Raw genomic sequence first — 21,183 nt, forward strand, 5'->3', positions numbered from 1 at the left:
GTCACACCGCCCGGCTCAGTCCCAACGGAACGTCCAGGAGCGGGCGCCGAGTACCTCCTGCTCGGCGTACGCCCACAAAGAGCCGTGGCCGCTCTGGTCGATGTTGTCCGGGCAGAACGCGTAGTGCTCGGCGGCGACCGCCTCCGCCTCGGTCGCTGTCCGGGGCGGGGCCGCGACCGAGACGATCAGCTGGTCGTAGGTCATCGCCACGATCCGTATCCCGAAGCGGTCCTCCCAGGAGCGGAGGACCGCGCACAGCGGCGCCACGTCGTCCAGGTGGTTGACCGGGCCGCACCAGCCGACGGCCGCCGGGATGTCCGCGCTGCGGCGGGCCGGCACGAGGGCGAGGTGCGCCCGCTCCAGCCAACTCCCGCCGCCGGTCAGGGAGTCGGCGACCTCGGCCGCCTGCTCGTCCGGGTCGGCGTCCGGCGGGCCCGCCTCGGCGAGGCCCGGCCAGTCGGCGTCCTGCGACTCGGCCGCGCACTCCTCCCAGAGGTCCGCCAGTACCTCCTCCGCGTCGTGGTCGCCCGGATACGACGCGAGGTCGGGGTCCAGCTCCCACTTGTCCGGGTGGGGTTCGCTGTCCGCGTCGGCGCCGAGCAGCACCGGATGCAGGCCCGCCGTGCGGCGCGCGGACGCCAGCCGCAGCCAGTCGCCCGGCGCCGCCCGGTCGTCGGCCCGCCACAGCAGCGGTTCGTCCCAGGGGCCGTCGACCGTCGTGTCGAGCAGCGTCCCGGGCGGGAGGTCGAGACCGAGCGAGCGGCCGGTCGGGTCGGCCGCCAGCGTCGGCAGCTGGTTCGGAAGAGTCGCCATGCAGGTGACTCTAGGGCCCGGCACTGACAACGCCCGCGGGAGCCGTCAGCCGGTGCCGAACCATGTCTCGGCGAGCGAGTCCAGCGTCCGCTCCGGCGGCTTGGGCAGCGCGCTCAGATAGTCGGGGAGGTTGCTGTAGACGTGCAGCAGCGTGTACGCCATGAGCGTGTGCGGGTCGATCGGCGGGCACCCGTAGGCCTCGTAGAACCGCTTCAGCAGCCGCGGGTCCCCGCACGAGATGAACAGGCCGACGCTCACGAAGTCGTACGCCGGGTCGCCGATCATCGCAGGCTCGAAGTCGAACAGGCCCGTCAGGCGCCAGCCGTCCGGGTCCACCGTCAGATGCTGGCGCATGAACTCCGTGTGCAGCAGTACGCGCCGGGCCGGCGGGGCCAGCGGCACCGAGCTCAGGAACCACGGGATCTGCTCCAGCCAGGTGTCCGACAGGCCGGCCTCGCGCTGCTGCTCCACCGCGTTCGCCCGCTGCGAGTCGACGAACAGGCCCCAGTCGGAGGGGCCGAGCGACCTCGCGAGCGGCGCCGCGTTCAGCGCGTGCAGCGCCGCGAGGGTCTCGCCGGCCTCCGTGACGATACGGTCCTGCTCCGCGGCCGGAATCCGCGGCCACGCGTCGGCGAGGCTCTCGCCGGGCAGCCGGGACATCAGGACGAACGACCAGCCGTTCTTGTACGCCCCGGCCGAGTACACCTGCGGTGTCGGAACCGGCAGCCTGCCGTACACATGGCTCAGTACCCGCTCCTCGCGCCTGGCGTCGATCTCCTCGAAGGCGGGGAACAGCTTGACGACGTGCGCGGCGCCGACGGAGTACACCGGAAGTGAACCCTCGATGAAGCGGATCAGCGGCTTCACGGTCACCCCGAGGCGCTCGCACAGGTCCATGACGGCGGGCCGCAGCAGGGCCTCGTCACGGACCATGTCGTCCAGTTCCTCGCCGGTCTCAACGAGTGGCAGCACGGGTCAACACCATCCAGACGGCCGAGGTGACGGAGAAGGGCAGTGCAGTGCTCATTGGGCTCCCAGTGCGGTCCAACAGGGCTCTGGATTCCCCGGAGTTGGGGTTTGCGCCCCGCAGCATCGCATACTCCGGGGTGCGCCCGAGCACCTCAACCTTTGGCCTTCACTCGTACGGATTGCCAGGTCAGCGGGGGTAGAGACCACTGGCATATGCGGGCCTCCGGCGCCGCACGGGTCACCTCTATCGCGGGCTTTCGCCTGTCGTGTACGCCTTCAACTTCCTTCACCCGAACGGGGGAAGCGGCCGGGCCGGTTGTCGTATGTGCCGAGACCCGGGCGCGGCCCCGTGGTGAGGGGCCGCGCCCGGGTCTCGGGTGGCTGCCGGTGGAGCTTGGCGGCGATCAGAGGCGGTCGGGCGTCCTGATGCCGAGCAGGGCCATGCCCTGGTGGAGCGTGCGGGCCGTCAGGTCGACGAGGAACAGCCTGTTCTCGACGACCTCCTTCGGGTTCTCGTCGCTCAGCACATGGCACTGGTCGTAGAACGTCGTCAGGTGCGACGCCAGCTGGTACAGGTACGAGGCCAGCTTGTGCGGCTCGTACCCCGACGCCACGTCCAGGAGCAGCTCGCCGAACTGGTCCAGGTGCAGTCCCAGCGCGCGCTCCGCCGGGGCCAGTCCGAGCTCCGGGTGGGCCAGCGGACGCGCGTCCCCTGCCTTGCGGAGGATCGACTGGATACGGGCGTACGCGTACTGGAGGTACACGCTCGTGTCGCCGTTCAGCGACACCATCTGGTCCAGGTCGAACTTGTAGTCCCGGACGGCCGACGTGGACAGGTCCGCGTACTTCACGGCGCCGATCCCGACGTACCGGCCGTTCTCGACGATCTCGTCCTCGGTGAGGCCCACCTTCCCGGCCTTCTCGCGGACCACCGCCGTGGCACGGTCGATCGCCTCGTCGAGCAGGTCGACCAGCCGGATCGTCTCGCCCTCACGGGTCTTGAACGGCTTGCCGTCCTTGCCGAGCACCGTGCCGAACGCCAGCTGCTCCGCCTTCGCGTCGCCGTTCAGCCAGCCCGCCCTGCGCGCCGTCTCGAAGACCATCTTGAAGTGCAGGGACTGGCGGGCGTCGACCACGTAGATCAGGTTGCTGGCCTTCAGGTCGAAGACGCGGTTCCTGATCGCGGAGAGGTCCGTCGCCGCGTAGCCGTAGCCGCCGTCCGACTTCTTCACGATCAGCGGGACCGGGTTGCCGTCCGGGCCCTTGACGTCGTCGAAGAACACGCACAGGGCGCCCTCGGACCACACCGCCACGCCGGCCTCTTCGAGGAGGCGGCACGTCTCGTCCAGCATGTCGTTGTAGCCCGACTCGCCGACGATGTCCGCGTCCCGGACCTCCATGTCCAGCTTCTCGAAGACCGAGAAGAAGTAGATCTTCGACTCGTCCACGAACTTCTGCCAGGTGGCCAGGGTGTGCGGGTCGCCCGCCTGGAGGTCGACCACCCTGCGCCGGGCGCGCGTCTTGAACTCCTCGTCGGAGTCGAAGTGCGTGCGGGCGGCCTTGTAGAGGCGGTTGAGGTTCGACATCGCCTCCTCGCCCGTCACCGCGGCGTCCTCGGCGGCGTCGTGGTCCAGCTCGTGCGGGTGCTCGTCCAGATACTGGATGAGCATGCCGAACTGGGTGCCCCAGTCGCCGATGTGGTGCCGCCTGACGACGGTCTCGCCGACGAACTCCAGGATCTGGACGACCGCGTCGCCGATCACCGCGGAGCGGAGGTGGCCTACGTGCATCTCCTTCGCCACGTTCGGCTGGGCGTAGTCGATGACCGTCGTGCCCGGGTTCTCCAGGAACGGGACGCCGAGGCGGTCCGCCGGGTCCGTGGCGCGGGCCGCGAGGTTCTCCGTGATCGCCCGGTCCGTGATCGTGATGTTCAGGAAGCCGGGGCCCGAGACCTCGATGTCCTTGATCACGTCACCCTTGACGATCCGGTCGACGACCTGGGTCGCGAGGTCCCTCGGGTTGGCCTTCGCCTTCTTCGCCAGGGCGAGGATTCCGTTGGCCTGGTAGTCCGCCCTGTCGCTGCGTCGCAGCAGCGGGTCCGCGGGCGCGGTCTCCGGCAGGGCTGCCGTGAGCGCGTCCGCCAGGCGCTGGTGGACGTGGGCGGTGAGGGACGTGACCGAGGCCATGGGGTGGGTGCCGTTCTCCTCGTGGGTACGGGTGGATCTGCCCAGTATCCCACGGTGGGTAAAGCGATTTTCGCCCCCGCCGCCCCTACCCATTCCCGTCACTTACTCAGGGGCTCCGCCCCCGAACCCCCGAAAGACTGCGCAGTTCCCCGCGCCCCTGAAGGGGCGCGACGAACCCGCGCACTCCCAGCCGCTCCGGCGTTTGAAAAGCTGTTTTCGTGGATGCGGGGGGAGCTGGGAGAATGGGGCGGTCAGCCGTGCGAACCGTACCGCCGGCCAAAGACACCTCCTGAGGAAAGAAGGACGTGCCGATCGTGGCTCAGAGCACCGAGACCACCGACTGGGTCTCCCGTTACGCGGATGAGGTCATCGAGGAGTCGGAGCGTCGGGCCCCGGGCAAACCGGTCGTCGTCGCGTCCGGACTGTCCCCTTCCGGGCCCATCCACCTCGGGAATCTCAGGGAGGTCATGACCCCGCACCTCGTCGCCGACGAGATCCGCCGCCGGGGCCACGAGGTCAGGCACCTCATCTCCTGGGACGACTACGACCGCTACCGCAAGGTGCCGAACGGCGTCGCGGGTGTCGATGACTCCTGGGGCGAGCACATCGGCAGGCCCCTCACCGCCGTACCCGCCCCGAAGGGCTCCCCGTACGCGAGCTGGGCCGAGCACTTCAAGGCCGCCATGGTCGAGGCCCTCGGCGAGCTGGGCGTCGAGTTCGACGGCATCAGCCAGACCGAGCAGTACACCTCCGGCACGTACCGCGAGCAGATCCTGCACGCGATGAAGCACCGCGGGGACATCGACACGATTCTTGATCAGTACCGGACCAAGAAGGCGCCCGCCAAGAAGCAGTCGCAGAAGGCCGTCGACGAGGCCGAGCTCGAAGCCGCCGAGGGGTCGGGCGCCGCGGCCGAGGACGACGGCTTCGGCTCCGCCGGGTACTACCCGTACAAGCCCTACTGCGGCGACTGCGGCAAGGACCTCACCACCGTCACGGCCTACGACGACGACACCACCGAGCTGACGTACACCTGCACCGCGTGCGACTTCTCGGAGACCGTGCGGCTCAGCGAGTTCAACCGCGGCAAGCTGGTCTGGAAGGTCGACTGGCCGATGCGCTGGGCGTACGAGGGCGTCGTCTTCGAGCCCTCCGGCGTCGACCACTCCTCGCCCGGCTCCAGCTTCCAGGTCGGCGGACAGATCGTCGGCAGCATCTTCGGCGGCAAGCAGCCCATCGGCCCGATGTACGCCTTCGTGGGCATCTCCGGCATGGCGAAGATGTCCTCCTCCAAGGGAGGCGTGCCCACCCCCGGTGACGCGCTGAAGATCATGGAGCCGCAGATCCTCCGCTGGCTCTACGCCCGCCGCCGCCCCAACCAGTCCTTCAAGATCGCCTTCGACCAGGAGATCCAGCGGCTCTACGACGAGTGGGACAAGCTGGAGGGCAAGGTCGCCGACGGGTCTGCCCTGCCGGCCGACGTCGCCGCGCACTCGCGTGCCGTCGGCACCGCCGCCGGTGAACTGCCGAAGACGCCCCGCCCGATGGCCTACCGCACGCTCGCCTCCGTCGCCGACATCACCGCCGGCGCCGAGGACCAGACCCTGCGCATCCTCAGCGAACTCGACCCCGCCGACCCGCTCTCGTCCCTCGACGAGGTCCGGCCGCGCCTCGACAGGGCCGAGGCCTGGATCAACACCCAGGTCCCCGCCGACCAGCGCACGGTCGTCCGCAAGGAGGCCGACACCGAGCTGATCAAGTCCCTCGACGACCAGGGCCGCGCATCACTGCGGCTCCTCCTCGAAGGCCTCGACTCGCACTGGTCGCTCGACGGACTCACGCACCTCGTGTACGGAGTCCCGAAGGTCCAGGCCGGCTTCTCCGCCGACGCCACGCCCAAGGAGCTCCCGGCGGAGATCAAGGTCGCCCAGCGCACCTTCTTCGCCCTGCTCTACCACCTGCTGGTCGGCCGCGACACCGGCCCCCGCCTGCCCACCCTGCTCCTCGCGGTGGGCCAGGAGCGGGTGAGGAAGCTGCTCGGGGAGTAAGCGACCGCCAGGCCCGGCACGGCCGTACGTGCCTGTACGTGGAGGGGGCGCCCGGAGATGTCCGGGCGCCCCCTCCACGTATCCACACCGGGCTTTACGCGATGTGGTCTTCCTGCAGTTCCGCCGTGTGGCGGTTGGTGAAGCGGTTGACCATGCGGTCGGCCTCGCGCTGCGGGAGCGTCGTGCCGTACGTCGCCTCCACGTCACCCCTGAACTGGCCCGAGGTCGGGTAGCTGCCGTCTATCGACTTCTTGAAGACCAGGTAGTAGTCCTCCTCGGTCGGCTCTGTGCCGCCGCCCGCCCCCATTTCACGGGTACGGCCCGGGCCTGCCGGGATCGGGAAGGTACCGGTGTCCTCCGGAGAGGGCTCCGGGACAAGAGCGGGCGGCTCCTCGAACTGCTGCGGGAACGCCTCCTGCTCGAACTGCCGCGGGTCCTCGAACTGCCGCGGGTCCTCGAACCGCCGCTGGTTCTCGAACTGTTCGGCCTGCTGCTGCTCCCCGTACCACTCGGCGTACGCAGCCTCCGGGTCGTACGTCGGGTCGTAGCCGCCCTGGTACTCGATGGACTGGGGGTCCCGGGCATGCAGCCACTGATTCTGCGGCTCGGCAAAGTCCGGCTGCTCGGGGGGTTCGTCGCCCTCGGGAGCGGGACGCTGCATCTGGGCAGCTGAGGCGTCGTTCTGTACGGCGTACGCGGACTCGGGGGTGTGACGGCCCGAAGCCGCGTTGACCGGCTCCAGGGCGGGCTGCGGCGCCGGAGGCAGCAGCGCGGGCTCGATGCCCGCCGCGGCCAGGCCCGAGGGGGCCGTCTCCGCCAGGGGTACGCCGTAGCGCGCGAGCCGCAGCGGCATCAGGGACTCGACCGGGGCCTTGCGGCGCCAGGCGCGGCCGAAGCGCGAACGCAGCCGGGCCTGGTAGACGAGACGCTCCTGCTCCAGCTTGATGACCTGCTCGTAGGAGCGCAGCTCCCACAGCTTCATCCGGCGCCAGAGGAGGAACGTGGGGAGCGGCGACAGCAGCCAGCGGGTGAGGCGCACGCCCTCCATGTGCTTGTCGGCCGTGATGTCCGCTATCCGGCCGATCGCGTGCCGGGCCGCCTCCACGGAGACCACGAACAGGATCGGGATGACACCGTGCATCCCGACGCCCAGCGGGTCCGGCCACGCGGCCGCGCCGTTGAACGCGATCGTCGCCGCCGTCAGCAGCCACGCCGTCTGGCGCAGCAGCGGGAAGGGGATCCTGATCCAGGTCAGGAGCAGATCGAGCGAGAGCAGGACACATATTCCCGCGTCGATACCGATCGGGAAGACGTAGCTGAATTTCCCGAAGCCCTTCTCGAGGGCGAGTTCGCGCACCGCCGCGTACGAACCGGCGAAGCCGATACCGGCGATGATGACGGCTCCGAAAACGACCACCCCGATGAGAATCCGGTGCGTCTTCGTGAGCTCCATAGGCGCGGACACCCGTACTCCCCTCCCATGAGGACCTGTTGCGCGCAACAGAGTGGCACATGTGTACGGGCTCCGGGCGCGCAGTCCGGCACCGGCCCGGCCCCCACGGAGGCCGGGCCGCTGCAAATGTCCTGGTCCGGCCGCGAGTTGGGCCCCGGCCGGATTGCCGGAACCGCCGTCAGTCCTTCTTCGTGGCCGACTTGCTCGGGCTGTTGCTCGTGCTCGTGCCCGAGTCCTTGCCGAGGTCCGATCCCTGGCCCGCGCTCTTGCTGGGGCTCTTGCTCGCGCCGGGGCTCTTGCTCGGTGCCGTGCTGCCACCGGCCGCTGAGCCGCCGCCGGCCCCGTTCGCCGTCCGGACCGCTTCCACGGCCTCCTTGGCGGCCTTCTCGGCCGCCTTCGTCAGATCGGCCACCTTCGGGGACTTGTCGCCCGCCAGGCCCGCGCCGTTGTAGTCGAGCGTCACGACGACGTTCTCGACCCGCGTCACGAGCGTCTGCTGCTTGAAGGTGCCTTCCTTCTTCTTCAGGTCGTACGTCACCAGCGTCGCCTCGTTGCCCATCCCGGTCAGCTGCTGCGACTTGGTGTCCTTCGCGCCCTCGACCGAGCGCGCGTCCTCGGCGTGCTTGGTGAAGTACTCCGAGGCCAGCTTCTCGCCCGTACCGCGGGCCGCGTCCGACTCGAAACGCAGCAGGGACACGTTCAGCCAGCGGAACTGCGAACCGTCCACGCCGTTGTTGTCCAGGCTGTTCCAGGAGCAGCTGCCGCGCGTCTCCGCGTCGCCCGACTTGCCCTCCTTGCTGGACTTGGTGCCCTTCGGCACCATTTCCTCCAACGTCTTGGACGAGAACACCTTGCAGGGCTCGGGAAGCTTCGCGTACGCGGCCTCCTTCACCACCGAGCCCGCCTCCGTCGTGGACGACGACGCCGAGGCGCCGGAGTCCTTCTTCGCGTCGTCGCCGGAGCCGTCGCCGGAGTCCGAGGAGCAGCCGGAGGCGACGAGCATCATCGGGACGGCGGCCGCGCCGACAAGGATGCGGGTGAGTCGCTGACGCTGGCGCTGTGCGGGTCGGTGCATGGTTCCTTCACTCAAGACGCTGGGTGTGCGTGCGAACGGCCGCGTCCTCGGTCGGCCGCACTCGGTCGGGTCCGAGGGGCCACGGTACGCCGAACGGGACACGGGTGACTCGGGTTCCGCCCAGCCCGAAACCCCTGCCGGGAGCCCCTAGTCGTTGAACGTCCCGGCGAGCTGGCCCGCCAGTTTCCGCGCTCTGTCCTGCATGTCCTTGCTGCTCGGGACGTCGGTCGTGGTCGCCGGCTGCTCGTCGTACCGGATCGTCACGACCACGTTGGACGTGCGGAACACCACAGTCACCGTGCGCTGCCGGGAGCTGCTCAGCGCGTCGTCCAGGAACGCCTCGTCGCCCAGGTCGTCGAGCGTGCGGGGCTGGAGGGCGGAGGGGGTGGAGCCGTCGGAGGGGGTGGCGGAACCGCTCTCGTCGTCGCTCCCCGCGCCCGACGCACTGGAACTCGGACCGGAACTGGAGTCGCCCGAAGGCGATCCGCTCCCATCGGGGGAAGATCCGGGCGAGCCGGATGATTCGGGCGACTCGGATGAATCCGACGACTCCGACGCGTCCGGTGATTCCGACGGGGCGGCCGGCTCCGGAAGGTCCGCCGCCGTCTCCCGCGTCAGGTAGATCTCCGTCGCGCGGTTGTCGTCGCTGACCGCGTTGTCGTACGAGACCACGCGCTCGAAGTCCACCAGCAGGTGATCCGTCGCCGACGTCGACTCCGCCTTCCAGCGGCAGCCGACCTTGCGGTCCGTGTCGTAGGTCTGCGTCGCCGTGCCCTCGTACGCCTGCTCGCGCTGCTCCTCGTCCGTGACCTGCTTGATGCCGGGCAGCAGCGAGTCCAGCGTGCCGTGCGACACCGCGGCGCACGGCTCGGGGAGCGTGCGGTACTTGCCGGGCTGCGCCGCGGTCGGCGTCGTGGCCGATTCGCCCGGCTTCGGGTCGGTCGAGCCGTCGTCGTCGCCCGATCCACCGGTGCAGCCGGCCAGCAGCACCGCGAGGAGCGCGGCGACGCCGGGTACGTACGCCTTCCGCTGCACGGTGGGGCTCCTCTCGACGGGTCGCCGCGCTGGGCGCGCGACCGGGGTGTCCTGTGGTTATGCGTTGGTTATTCAGTTGCCGCGCGGGGGCGGCTCCTGGAGACAATGTGTATCGCACGCACTGCCGTGGACGCCGGTCCGTTGTCCCAAACGTTGACCTTGGTGCCAGTTTTGCGATTTGCGACTTCTGCTTGTTTTACGGGGGAATGAGGACGATATGTCGTACGTGGAAGTGCCGGGCGCGAAGGTTCCGATCCGTATGTGGGCGGACCCGGCGTCGGTCGAGGACGTCGCGATGCAGCAGCTCCGCAACGTCTCGACGCTCCCCTGGATCAAGGGCCTCGCCGTCATGCCGGACGTCCACTTCGGCAAGGGTGCGACGGTCGGTTCCGTGATCGCCATGCAGGGGGCCGTGTGTCCTGCGGCGGTCGGGGTCGACATCGGCTGCGGGATGTCCGCGGTCAGGACGTCCCTGACGGCCAACGACCTGCCGGGCGACCTTTCCCGGCTGCGGTCGAAGGTCGAGCAGGCCATTCCGGTGGGGCGGGGTATGCACGACAGCCCGGTGGAGCCCGGACGATTCCACGGGCTGGCCACTTCGGGGTGGGACGACTTCTGGGGGCGGTTCGACGGTGTGGCCGAGGCGGTCAAATTCCGTCAGGAGCGGGCCACCAAGCAGATGGGAACGCTCGGATCCGGAAATCATTTTGTCGAAGTGTGCACGGATACGACCGGTTCTGTTTGGTTGATGCTGCACTCCGGATCCCGGAACATCGGCAAGGAACTGGCCGAGCACCACATAGGTATTGCGCAGAAGCTCCCGCACAACCAGGGGCTGATCGATCGGGACCTCGCCGTATTCATCGCGGACACCCCGCAGATGGCGGCTTACCGCAACGACCTGTTCTGGGCGCAGGAGTACGCGAAGTACAACCGCACGCTCATGATGGCTCTCCTGAAGGACGTGGTCCGCAAGGAGTTCAAGAAGGCGAAGCCGACCTTCGAGCCGGAGATCAGCGCGCACCACAATTACGTGGCCGAGGAGCGGTATGAGGGCATGGACCTGCTGGTCACCCGCAAGGGCGCGATCCGCGCGGGCTCCGGCGAGTACGGGATCATTCCGGGCTCGATGGGCACGGGTTCGTACATCGTGAAGGGCCTCGGCAACGAGAAGGCGTTCAACTCGGCCTCGCACGGGGCGGGCCGGCGGATGAGCCGTAACGCCGCCAAGCGTCGCTTCTCGACAAAGGATCTGGAGGAGCAGACGCAGGGTGTGGAGTGCCGCAAGGACTCCGGCGTCGTGGACGAGATCCCGAGCGCGTACAAGCCGATCGAGCAGGTCATCGACCAGCAGCGCGACCTCGTGGAGGTCGTGGCAAAGCTGAAGCAGGTCGTCTGCGTGAAGGGCTGAACTCATGGGTGGGGCTCGGGCTGTTGTCGGCCCGGGCCCCCTTTTTTCACTTCGTCGACGGGAACTGCCATTGCTGTCCAGCGAGTTGTTGGGTTTCCCCGCTGATGCGCCTGTCCTCATTGTCAATTGTGATGACTTCGGGATGCGTCGGGGGATCAATGCCGCCGTCGTCGAGGCGATCGAGAGCGGGATCGCCGGGTCGTGCAGCCTGATGGTGCCCTGTGGTGGGACGGAAGAGGCCATGCGGCTGTTGCGGGAGCGGCCCGAGGTGTCGTTCGGGGTGCATCTCTCGCTGGTGTGTGAGGTGGGGGCACGGAGTGGGCGGGGGCCCGCTGCGCCGAAGGCGGACGTCGGGTCCTTGGTTGATGCGGACGGGGAGCTCTATACGCCCGAGCGGAGTTCCGAGTTGATGGGGCGGGCTCGGATCGAGGATGTCGAGGTGGAGTTCCGGGCTCAGGTCGAGACGGTGGTCGCGGCCGGGCTGGAGCCGACCCATCTTGACTGGCATTGCCTGCTCGATGGTGGGCGCGGCGATATTTTCGAGCTGACCGTGGCCCTGGCAGGGGAGTACGGGCTTGCCGTGCGGGTCTGGGGGGAGGCCGGGCGGCAGCGAGTGCGTGGGCTGCCCGTTGTCGATCACGACTTTCTCGACAGCTTTTCGCTGCCGCTCGACGGCAAGGCGGAGCGGTACGCGCGGCTGCTGCGGGAGCTTCCGGTCGGGCTGAGCGAGTGGGCCGTGCATCCGGGGCTGGGGGATGCGGAGTCGCGGGTCGTTGAGCCTGGGGGGTGGCGGGTTCGGCAGGGCGACTATGAGTTTCTTGTCTCGGCCGGAGCTCGTGAACTCCTCAGGGAGGAAGGGGTGTTCGTGATCGACTACCGGGGTGTGCGGGAGGGGTGGCGGTCATGAGACCGGCCTGGGCGCACTACTTCGCGTGCGTGACCGCGTAGCCGGCCAGGCGGCGTTGTTCCTGGTCCTGAGTGGGTGAGGACGTGGTGGGCTGTTCCTGGGCCGGAGGGCCGGCGTCCGGCATTACAGCTCCCTGTGGACCTTTGTGTTGGAGGCCTGGGCGCGGGGGCGTACGACCAGGAGGTCGATGTTGACGTGGGAGGGGCGGGTGACCGTCCAGGTGATGGTGTCGGCGACGTCGTCGGCGGTCAGGGGCTCCGCCACGCCGGCGTAGACCTTCGAGGCCTTGTCCGTGTCGCCGCCGAAGCGGGTCAGGGCGAACTCGTCCGTCTTGACCATGCCGGGGGCGATCTCGATGACCCGGACCGGGGTGCCGACGATCTCCAGGCGGAGGGTCTCGGCCAGCACGTGCTCGGCGTGCTTGGCGGCCACATAGCCCGCGCCGCCCTCGTACGTGCTGTGGCCCGCAGTCGAGGAGACGACGACCACCGTGCCGTCGCCGGACGCGGTCAGGGCGGGGAGGAGGGCCTGGGTGACGTTCAGCGTGCCGATGACGTTCGTCTCGTACATCTGGCGCCACTCCGCCGGGTCGCCGGACGCGACCGGGTCGGCCCCGAGCGCCCCGCCCGCGTTGTTGATCAGTACGCCGATCTTCTTGAAGGCCGTCGCGAACTCGTCGACCGCCGCGCGGTCGGTGACGTCCAGCGCGTACGCCGTCGCCTGGCCGCCCGCCGCCTCGATCTCCTCCGCGAGCGCCTCGATACGGTCCTTGCGGCGGGCCGTGAGGACGACGCGGTAGCCCGCGGCCGCCAGCTGCCTGGCCGTCGCGGCGCCGATTCCGCTGCTCGCGCCGGTGACGACGGCGATGCGGGAGGCTGCGGAGGGCGCGGCGGATGCGGCGGCGGTCATGGGCTGCTCCTCGGGGGAGGGGGCGGGCGCGGCCGTGGTGCGGGGCCGCCGCTCGCTCGTACGGTCGATTGCTTCACCGGCCAGGATAGGCGGGCGGGGTGTGCGGCCCCGTCGGGCGTCTCACCTGATGGGCGGCGCCTGTCGTGCGGCCCAGGTGGCATACATCCGTCGACGTACGGAGACATGCGGGTCGACGCGGAGGACATGACACATGCGGATGCGGATTCTTTGTGGGCTGGGTGCGGTTGCTTTGGTGGCCCTGGGCTCTCCGGCTGCGACTGCCACTCCCATGGCGGCGGTACCGGGCGTGGCCCCGGCCCCGGCCCCGGCTGCGGCTGCGGCTGCGGCGCCCGAGGCTGATCTCGCCTATCACGGGCATCTGTCGATGACCGGCGGGCGCGTGGATCTGCGGATGACTCCGCAGAACCATGGTCCCGCTGGTGTCGCGGAGGCGACCGTACGGCTGCGGTGGTCGGTGCCGCTCGCGGACGAGCAGGGGCTGCCGGCCGGGTGCGCGCGGACGGAGGTGCGGACGGTGATGTGCCGGACGGGGTCGCTGCCGGCGGACGGGTGGGGGGAGGCGATCACCATGGCCGTACGGCTGAGGGGGGCGCCCTCGGAGGTGACGCTGGGCATCGACACGGTGTGGGGCGGCGGGGCGGTCGATCGGAACCATCACAACGACCGGCAGGAGGTGTTGGTGCTGGACACCGGGGACACGTATGTCTTCTAGCGGGTGTCTTTAGCGGGTTCCGGTGTGCTCTGGCTGGCGCCGGCGGGCGGTTGTGGATTGGCTGCGGGTGGGTGGGGGCTGGTCGCGCAGTTCCCCGCGCCCCTAAAAGGGGCTCGCGGTTCCGCGTGCCTGAAGGGGCTCCCCGGTCCCGTGTGCCTGAAGGGGCTCGCGGTCCTGCGTGCCTGAAGGGGTTCCCCGGTCCCGCGTGCCTGGGCTTGCTCCCAACCCTCCCCGCGTCCTTGAGGGGCGTCCCCCATTCCCTCCGCGTCCTCAGTGTGTGTTCTGGGTGTATGCCGTTGGGGGGACGCCCACTGTTGCTGTGAAGTCGCGGATCAGGTGGGCCTGGTCTGCGTAGCCGAGGTCTGCCGCGAGGGTGGCCCAGTCGGTGGTCGGGGTGGACTCGGCGTGCTCCAGGGCCTCGTGGATGCGGTAGCGGAGGATGATCCACTTGGGGCCCACGCCGACGTAGGTGGAGAAGAGGCGCTGCATCGCTCGTACCGTCATGCCCTGGGCGTGGGCGAAGTCGGCGACGCGGCGGATCGTGCGGTCGGTGCGGATGAGGTCGACCAGGGCCATCGCCCGGTCGGCGCGGGGGTCGGGGGCCGGGGCGAGGCCGAGCAGGAACGTGTCGAGCGCGGTCACCCGGTCGGTCTCGTCGGGCGGGGTCAGTACGGAGTCGAGGTTGCTTCGGGCGGCAGGGAGGACCTCCGTCAGGGGCAGGCGTCTGCCCGTCCAGTCGGACACCGGGTGCCGCGGTGCGAAGGGGTGGAAGGCGCCGGGCCGGAACTTGATGCCGCACACCCGGCCCCGCCCCTCCAGCTTCTGTGTGAAGAGCCCGAGCTGGATGCCCGCGACCTCGACGAAGGGGTCCTGGCCCTCGAACTGCTGGAAGACGATGTGGACCGCGGGGTGCGGGACCACGTGCGACACGTACGGCTCGGGGAGGTCCCAGTCGATCAGCCAGTAGTGCTCCACGTGGCGACGGAGGGGCTCGGCGGGCTCGGGGCGGCGGAAGTCCACACGCGCGAGGAACTCCGCGGGGTCGACGATGCCTCTGGTGTCGCGGCCGGTGTCGCGGTCGGCGTCACGGTTTGTGTCACGGCGTGGGGCGGCCATATGGGGATGGTAGGACGGGGCACTGACAACGGCCCGGGCACGCGCAGGGAGGCCTCGGCCCCTACCCCGGCCTCGGGGTACCGGAGGCTGGGAATAGCTCCGCCGGGTCCGTCGTTGGCGGGTATAGTTGAATCGTAAACAACCTGCGGAGGATGAGGCAGCCATGCAGTTCGGGATCTTCAGCGTCGGTGACGTCACGCCGGACCCCACCACGGGTCGTGCGCCGTCCGAGCACGAGCGGATCAAGGCCATGGTCGCCATCGCGCAGAGGGCCGAGGAGGTCGGGCTCGACGTCTTCGCGACCGGTGAGCACCACAACCCGCCGTTCGTGCCGTCGTCGCCGACCACCATGCTCGGCTGGATCGCCGCGCGCACCGAGAACCTCATCCTCTCCACGTCCACGACCCTCATCACCACCAACGACCCGGTGAAGATCGCCGAGGACTTCGCGATGCTCCAGCATCTGGCGGACGGGCGCGTGGACCTGATGATGGGGCGCGGCAACACCGGGCCCGTCTACCCCTGGTTCGGGCAGGACATCCGGCAGGGCATCAACCTCGCCGTCGAGAACTACGCCCTGCTGTACCGGCTGTGGCGCGAGGAAGTCGTCGACTGGGAGGGCAAGTTCCGTTCGCCGCTGCAGTCGTTCACCTCGACGCCCCGGCCGCTGGACGGCGTGCCGCCGTTCGTCTGGCACGGCTCGATCCGCTCGCCGGAGATCGCCGAGCAGGCCGCGTACTACGGTGACGGGTTCTTCCACAACAACATCTTCTGGCCGGCCGACCACACCAAGCGGATGGTCGAGCTGTACCGGTCGCGGTACGCGCACTATGGGCACGGCACGGCGGAGCAGGCGATCGTCGGGCTCGGCGGGCAGGTGTTCATGCGCCGGAACTCGCAGGACGCGGTACGGGAGTTCCGGCCGTACTTCGACAACGCGCCGGTGTACGGGCACGGGCCGTCCCTTGAGGACTTCACCGAGCAGACTCCGCTGACGGTCGGCTCGCCCGAGCAGGTGATCGAGAAGACGCTGGGCTTCCGGGAGTACGCGGGTGACTACCAGCGTCAGTTGTTCCTCGTGGACCATGCCGGGCTGCCGCTCAAGTCCGTGCTGGAGCAGATCGACATGCTGGGCGAGGAGGTTGTGCCGGTGTTGCGCGAGGAGTTCGCGAAGCGGCGGCCGGCGGGGGTGCCGGGGGCGCCGACGCATGCCTCGCGTGTTGCTGCGGCGGCCGAGGTCGACGCCGGTGCCGGTGCCGGTGTCGACAAGGAGGGGGCCTCGTCATGAAGCTGGTCGTCGTCTCTGCGGGGCTGAGTGTTCCGTCGTCCACGCGGCTGCTGGGTGACCGGCTGGCCAATGCGACCGCCGAGCGCACGTCGGCGGACGTCCAGGTGGTGGAGTTGCGTGACCTCGCGGTCGAGATCGCGCACAACTTCACCACCGGGTTTCCGGGGCCGGCGCTGGGTGCCGCCCTGGATGCGGTGGCGTCTGCGGACGGGCTGATCGTCGTCACGCCGGTGTTCTCCGCCTCGTACAGCGGTCTGTTCAAGTCCTTCTTCGACGTGCTGGACCCGGAGGCGCTGGCCGGGAAGCCCGTGCTGGTCGCGGCGACCGGGGGGTCGGCTCGTCATTCGCTGGTCCTGGAGCATGCGTTGCGGCCGCTGTTCGCGTATCTGCGGGCGGTAGTCGTGCCGACCGGGGTGTACGCGGCTTCGGAGGACTGGGGGGCCGAGGGGCTCGTTGAGCGGATCGGTCGGGCCGCGGGGGAGTTGGCGGGGTTGATGACTGGCCTGGCGGCGGGGCGGTCGGTGTCGGCGCCGGTGTCGGTGTCGTTGCCGGCGCAGGGTGGGGCGGAGCTTGTGCGTGGGGGTGGCTTCGAGGTGGTTCCCTTCGAGCAGCAGCTTGCCGCGTTGAGGAGCGAGTAGGGCTCGCTCGCGGTTGTTGCCGCATCGGCCGGCCGGGGGTGCGGGGGGTGTGGGGGTACCCCGGGATTTCTTCGGGGGCTGCGGTTGTGTTCTGGCTGCGGGCCGGTGGGGGCTGGTCGCGCAGTTCCCCGCGCCCCTGAAGGGGCGCGGTGGAGCCGCTTTGTGGGGGTACCCCGGGATTTCTTCGAGGGTCTGCGGTTGCGTTTCGACTGCGGGCCGGTGGGGGCTGGTCGCGCAGTTCCCCGCGCCCCTCAAGGGGCCCGGTGGAGCCGCAGGTCACGGCCCCGCACCCCGCATTGGGAACCCGCGCCCCGCGTCACGGCCGGGCCCCGCCGCGTGACCGTCTCGCGCCCACGCGTCACCAGCCCGCGCCCTGCGTCGCGGCTGACGGCCCCGCGCTTTTGCCCCCGTGTCGCCGTTTCGCGCCCGCGCGTCATCAACCCGCGCTCTGCGTCGCGGCTGACGCCCCAGCGCTTCTGCCCCGCGTCACCGCTTCGCGCCCACGCGTCACCAACCCGCGCCCCGCGGCGACGCGTCACGCCTCACACCCCCACGCTTCCGCCCCGCGTCACGGCCGACGCTCACGTGCCACCGCCCCGCGCCCGCGCGTCACGGCCCCACGCCCGAACCCAAACCCAAACCCGAACTCGCGCCCTCGCCCTCGCCCACGCCCACGCCCACGCCCACGCCCACGCCCACGCCCACGCCCACGCGAGGCTCCCCCCCCCCCGGGACCGCCCGCCGTGCGAAAGCGGGCGGTCCGGGGCACTGGCCCGGGAAGCCGGGCGGGCCGGTGCGGGGGCCGGGCGGGCCTGGGGGACTGGGAACCCGTGTGGGCCGCCCGGGGTACTGGGTGTGACGCCCTCGTCCGGGGTCTGCCCTCCCGTTGCTCGGAGGGGCCGGGTGTCACGGGCCCGTGGGTCTCGTGCTGTTGAGGGTGGGGGGTCGGCCGTTCGGGGTGCGGTGGAAGCGGTGGGTCTGGCGGCGGGCCCAGCCTGCGGCCCGGAGTCTGCCCCGGGTCCAGGCTCGGCGGGTGCGGGTTGCCTTGAGTTCGGTGAACAGGGACTCGTAGCGGTCGACGATCGGGGCGGCGTCGTAGCGGTGGGAGGTGCGGAGAGCCGCCTCGCCCATTGCTCCGCGCAGGGGTTCGTCCGTGATCAGGTCGAGCATCGCCTCGGCCAGGGAGCGGGCGTCGCCCACGGGTGTCAGGCGGCCGTCGACGCCGTTCGTGATGATCTCGGCGGGGCCCAGCGGGCAGTCCGTGCTGATCACCGGTACTCCGCAGCGCATCGCCTCGACCAGGGTCATCCCGAACGACTCGGCGTCCGAGGCCGAGACCACCATCGCCGATTTGGCGAACTCCGCCTCGATCGGCGTACGCGGACCCATCAGGCGGGCGTGCCCGGTCAGGCCCAGGCCGTCGATCAGGTGCTGGAGATGCTCCCGCTCGGGACCGCCGCCGAAGATCCGCAGCTGCCAGTCGGGTTCCTTCGAGGCGACCGCGGAGAAGGCCTCGATCAGCAGGTCGAAGCGTTTGCCGCGGACCAGGCGGCCGGCTGCCGTGATCACCTTCGTGGTTCCGTCCCGGGTGAGTCCGACCGGCGCGGGCACCATGTTCGGCACCGCGGCGACCCGTACTCCCGGCAGCGGCATCCGGCGCCGGTACACCTCCGCGTCCGCCTCCGTCGTCGTCACCACCGCGTCCAGCGAGCGGTAGGCGCGGGCCAGGACACCCCGCAGCCGCTTGCTGTGCGCGTCGTGCCGCAGATGCTCCTGGGCGATGCGCAGCGCCCGGCGCGGGGCGAAGCGAGCCACGTACACGTTGATGCCGGGGCGTGTGCCGATCACCACGTCCGCGTCGCAGTGCGTCAGGTAGTCGCGGGCGCGCTGGTCGGTGAGCCGGGTGTATTGCGTGTACCGCTTGTCGGAGGACGGGTAGTCGACGGCCGGCGCGGCGTACGACGGGTCCGTGAGGTCTCGGCTGCCGTCCCGTTCGTCCACCAGCGGGACCACCGTGATCCGCGGGTCGACGGTGAACCTCGGCTCGTCCCGGTGCCGCCTCATCGACACGATCTCCACGTCGTGCCGCCCGGCGAGCGCCGCCGCGAGGTTGAGCGTGGTGCGGACGGTCCCCCCGATGGCGTACGCGTTGTGCAGAAGGAACACGATCCTCATGCGTTCGGTGGTCTCCCTACGTTTCATGCGGTGCGCTGCCTCCCCGTCGCGGCGCTCGCCCCCGGCATCGGGGACACAGTGGCGGGGCGAGGTAAGCCACCGGTCCCGGCAGGGTGAGAGCCGGGTAAGAGGCCCGGCCGTACCCCTCTCCAGCAGGTAGTACGTACCGCGGAGCTTGGCAGACTGGTCCCGTGCCCCAGAATCTGCTGCTCGCCGAGGACGACCGTGCGATCCGCCACGCCCTGGAGCGGGCCCTGACCCTGGAGGGATACGCGGTCACGGCTGTCGCCGACGGCGTCGAGGCGCTCGCGCAGGCCCACCGCACGCCACCCGACGTGCTCGTTCTCGATGTGATGATGCCGGGCATCGACGGCCTCCAGGTCTGTCGCGTCCTGCGTGCAGAGGGCAACCGCACTCCCATCCTGATGCTCACCGCACTCGTCGAGACCGCGGACCGTATCGCCGGTCTGGACGCCGGCGCCGACGACTACGTGGTAAAGCCCTTCGACGTCGAGGAGGTCTTCGCCCGGCTCCGGGCCCTTCTCCGGCGTACGGGCGCCCCCGTCGACGTACCCAGTGAACCGCCGCGCACGCCCGACGGCCAGATCGCCGCAGCGGGTCTGCGCATCGATCCGCAGGCGCGTCGGGTGTGGCGGGGTCCGCACGAGGTCGAGCTCACCCGCACCGAGTTCGACCTGCTGGAACTGCTCGTCCGCAACGCGGGCATCGTCCTCGACCACACCACCATCTACGACCGCATCTGGGGCTACGACTTCGGGCCCGGCTCCAAGAACCTCGCCGTGTACGTCGGCTATCTGCGGCGCAAGCTCGACGAGCCGGGCGTGCCCTCCCTGATCCACACGGTTCGCGGTGTGGGGTACGTGCTGAGGGAGGACTGAGTGCGCTCCGGCGCACGCCTGAGGCGCTGGGTGGCGCGGGCGCGGCTGTCCTCGCTGCGCACCACCTTCACGGTGTCGTTCGCGGCGGTGGCGGCGGCCGTCACAGTCCTCGTCGGGTTCCTGTCGTACGACGCCGCCGCCCGGCTCGTACGCGTCGACCAGCAGACCGTGTTCGAGGGGGTCGTGCAGGATCTGCTCGACGAGGTGCGCCACAGCGCGCTGACCCCGGCCGACTTCGCCACCGCCGACGCCGACGGCGGCCCGCGCGACGAACTGATCAGGCCCAGCGGCACGGTCGTACAAGTGCTTGGGCCGGACGCGTCGGTCGTCGACCGGGGGCATCCGCCGCTGCCCGTCGGCGCCGACGACAGGCGGACCGCGGCCGAGCGCCCGGCCGGCCAATTGGTGGAACACCGTGACGTCGACGTCGGCGACGGCATGTACCGGGTGGCCACCGTCTCGCTCGGCGACGGGCGGGGCGCGGTGCAGATCGCGCAGGAGTTCAGCGACACCGAGGACCTGCTGCGCGAACTCCAGCAGCGGACCGTGCTGCTGGTGGGAGCCGTCGTGATCGCCGCCGGTCTCTTCGGCTGGTGGCTGGCCCGGCGCATCACCTCGCGGCTCGTCCGGCTCGCCGGGGCCGCCGAGGACGTGGCCCGCACCGGGCGGCTCGGCATCCAGGTGCCGGTCGCCGGATACGACGAGGTGGCGCGGCTCGGCCGCTCCTTCGACCGCATGCTGGGCCGCCTCGCCCAGTCCGAGGAGGACCAGCGGCGCCTCGTCCAGGACGCGGGCCATGAACTCCGTACGCCCCTGACCTCGCTTCGCACCAACATCTCGATGCTGCGCCGGATCGACGAGCTCCCGCCCGCCGTCCGCGGGGAACTGGTCGACGACCTCGCCCAGGAGTCCCGCGAACTCACCGACCTGGTCAACGAGTTGGTCGACCTCGCGGCCGGTCAGTCGGACCGGGAGCCGCTCCGGCGGGTGGCCCTCGCCGACCTCGCCGAGGACGTGGCCGTGGCGGCGCGGCGGCGGACCGGGCGGGCCGTCACCGTGCGGGTGTCCGGCGACACGGTGGTCGACGGCCGGCCCGGCGCGCTGCAGCGGGCGCTGTCCAACCTCGTCGACAACGCGGCGAAGTTCGACCGGGGCGGGAGTGAGCCGATCGACATCGTGGTGACGGGAGCGGGGACGCCTGCGGCAGGCACTGGCGCCGGTACAGGCACTGGCACTGGTGCCGGTGTCGGCTCCGGTGCCGCTGTCCGTGTCGAGGTTCTCGACCGCGGGCCCGGTATCGCCGAGGAGGACCTGGAGCGGGTCTTCGACCGCTTCTACCGCGCGCCGGACGCCCGGAGCCTGCCCGGCTCCGGGCTCGGACTGTCGATCGTCCGCGAGGTGGCGGCCGCCCACGGCGGCGGGCCGTTCGCCCGGCGCCGGGAGGGCGGCGGGTCGGCGATCGGGTTCACGGTGGGCGGGGGCGACGGGGGCGGCGGAGGCTGAGGCATCCGCGTACGGCTTCGGGCCG

General features: G+C 70.4%; 17 protein-coding genes. 8 read left to right on the forward strand and 9 right to left on the reverse strand.

The window, feature by feature from the left end:
• Positions 1-15: 15 nt before the first annotated feature.
• The 3 genes from ACFWXQ_RS40715 to argS all read right to left on the reverse strand — a co-directional run bounded on the left by ACFWXQ_RS40715 (position 16) and on the right by argS (position 3,968).
• Positions 16-813: a DUF4253 domain-containing protein gene (locus ACFWXQ_RS40715; RefSeq protein WP_383951795.1), complete on the reverse strand. Its 798-nt coding sequence runs from the start codon at positions 811-813 to the stop codon at positions 16-18.
• A 45-nt stretch (positions 814-858) separates the two neighbouring features.
• Positions 859-1,785 (reverse strand): aminoglycoside phosphotransferase family protein, encoded by a 927-nt coding sequence (locus tag ACFWXQ_RS40720; protein ID WP_383951792.1) that lies wholly within the window; start codon positions 1,783-1,785, stop codon positions 859-861.
• A gap of 401 nt (positions 1,786-2,186) precedes the next feature.
• The gene (argS, locus tag ACFWXQ_RS40725; protein ID WP_383956911.1) at positions 2,187-3,968 is read right to left on the reverse strand and encodes an arginine--tRNA ligase; all 1,782 of its coding nucleotides are present in this window, start codon (positions 3,966-3,968) and stop codon (positions 2,187-2,189) included.
• Between the two features lie 305 nt (positions 3,969-4,273).
• Here argS and lysS point away from each other — a divergent pair, with 305 nt between their 5' ends.
• Entirely contained in the window at positions 4,274-6,016 is a 1,743-nt protein-coding gene (gene lysS, locus ACFWXQ_RS40730) for a lysine--tRNA ligase (RefSeq protein WP_383956908.1), read from the forward strand.
• Between the two features lie 94 nt (positions 6,017-6,110).
• Here the strand turns inward: lysS and ACFWXQ_RS40735 are convergent, their stop codons facing one another.
• The 3 genes from ACFWXQ_RS40735 to ACFWXQ_RS40745 form a co-directional block, all read right to left on the reverse strand.
• Complete coding sequence (locus ACFWXQ_RS40735) at positions 6,111-7,469, reverse strand: DUF2637 domain-containing protein (protein ID WP_383951025.1); 1,359 nt, start codon at positions 7,467-7,469, stop codon at positions 6,111-6,113.
• A gap of 178 nt (positions 7,470-7,647) precedes the next feature.
• Positions 7,648-8,544, reverse strand: coding sequence for a DUF3558 family protein (locus tag ACFWXQ_RS40740; protein WP_383951023.1), 897 nt, complete (start codon positions 8,542-8,544; stop codon positions 7,648-7,650).
• A gap of 147 nt (positions 8,545-8,691) precedes the next feature.
• A complete protein-coding gene (locus tag ACFWXQ_RS40745; RefSeq protein ID WP_383951020.1) occupies positions 8,692-9,579 on the reverse strand; it encodes a DUF3558 domain-containing protein in 888 nt (295 codons plus the stop codon).
• Between the two features lie 217 nt (positions 9,580-9,796).
• Between ACFWXQ_RS40745 and ACFWXQ_RS40750 the strand changes: the two genes are divergently transcribed.
• Complete coding sequence (locus tag ACFWXQ_RS40750) at positions 9,797-10,990, forward strand: RtcB family protein (RefSeq protein WP_383951017.1); 1,194 nt, start codon at positions 9,797-9,799, stop codon at positions 10,988-10,990.
• 70 nt (positions 10,991-11,060) lie between these two features.
• Entirely contained in the window at positions 11,061-11,897 is an 837-nt protein-coding gene (locus ACFWXQ_RS40755; protein WP_383951014.1) for a carbohydrate deacetylase, read from the forward strand.
• A 123-nt stretch (positions 11,898-12,020) separates the two neighbouring features.
• On the opposite strand, the gene ACFWXQ_RS40760 is transcribed toward ACFWXQ_RS40755, so the two are convergent.
• Positions 12,021-12,806, reverse strand: a complete 786-nt coding sequence (locus ACFWXQ_RS40760) for an SDR family NAD(P)-dependent oxidoreductase (protein ID WP_383951012.1) — start codon at positions 12,804-12,806, stop codon at positions 12,021-12,023.
• Positions 12,807-13,095: 289 nt separating this feature from the next.
• Here ACFWXQ_RS40760 and ACFWXQ_RS40765 point away from each other — a divergent pair, with 289 nt between their 5' ends.
• Positions 13,096-13,539, forward strand: coding sequence for a hypothetical protein (locus ACFWXQ_RS40765; protein ID WP_383951010.1), 444 nt, complete (start codon positions 13,096-13,098; stop codon positions 13,537-13,539).
• A gap of 270 nt (positions 13,540-13,809) precedes the next feature.
• Here the strand turns inward: ACFWXQ_RS40765 and ACFWXQ_RS40770 are convergent, their stop codons facing one another.
• Positions 13,810-14,655 (reverse strand): DUF6597 domain-containing transcriptional factor, encoded by an 846-nt coding sequence (locus ACFWXQ_RS40770; RefSeq protein ID WP_383951007.1) that lies wholly within the window; start codon positions 14,653-14,655, stop codon positions 13,810-13,812.
• A gap of 163 nt (positions 14,656-14,818) precedes the next feature.
• Here ACFWXQ_RS40770 and ACFWXQ_RS40775 point away from each other — a divergent pair, with 163 nt between their 5' ends.
• Together ACFWXQ_RS40775 and ACFWXQ_RS40780 are read left to right on the forward strand one after the other, a co-directional pair.
• Complete coding sequence (locus tag ACFWXQ_RS40775) at positions 14,819-15,943, forward strand: LLM class flavin-dependent oxidoreductase (protein WP_383951004.1); 1,125 nt, start codon at positions 14,819-14,821, stop codon at positions 15,941-15,943.
• Positions 15,940-16,581, forward strand: a complete 642-nt coding sequence (locus ACFWXQ_RS40780; protein ID WP_383951001.1) for an FMN reductase — start codon at positions 15,940-15,942, stop codon at positions 16,579-16,581. The genes ACFWXQ_RS40775 and ACFWXQ_RS40780 overlap by 4 nt, the downstream gene beginning before the upstream one ends.
• Positions 16,582-17,487: 906 nt before the next feature.
• Here ACFWXQ_RS40780 and ACFWXQ_RS40785 read toward each other — a convergent pair.
• Complete coding sequence (locus tag ACFWXQ_RS40785; RefSeq protein ID WP_383951028.1) at positions 17,488-18,756, reverse strand: glycosyltransferase family 4 protein; 1,269 nt, start codon at positions 18,754-18,756, stop codon at positions 17,488-17,490.
• A gap of 191 nt (positions 18,757-18,947) precedes the next feature.
• Here ACFWXQ_RS40785 and ACFWXQ_RS40790 point away from each other — a divergent pair, with 191 nt between their 5' ends.
• On the forward strand, positions 18,948-19,655 hold the full coding sequence (locus tag ACFWXQ_RS40790; RefSeq protein WP_383950998.1) for a response regulator transcription factor: 708 nt from the start codon (positions 18,948-18,950) through the stop codon (positions 19,653-19,655).
• Positions 19,656-21,158 carry an ATP-binding protein gene (locus ACFWXQ_RS40795; RefSeq protein WP_383950995.1) on the forward strand — a complete coding sequence of 501 codons (1,503 nt, stop codon included), beginning with the start codon at positions 19,656-19,658 and terminating at the stop codon, positions 21,156-21,158.
• Positions 21,159-21,183 lie beyond the last annotated feature (25 nt).

The sequence above is a fragment of the Streptomyces sp. NPDC058697 genome (genome assembly GCF_042715345.1).
In the GTDB taxonomy this organism is placed as follows: Bacteria; Actinomycetota; Actinomycetes; order Streptomycetales; family Streptomycetaceae; genus Streptomyces; species Streptomyces liliifuscus.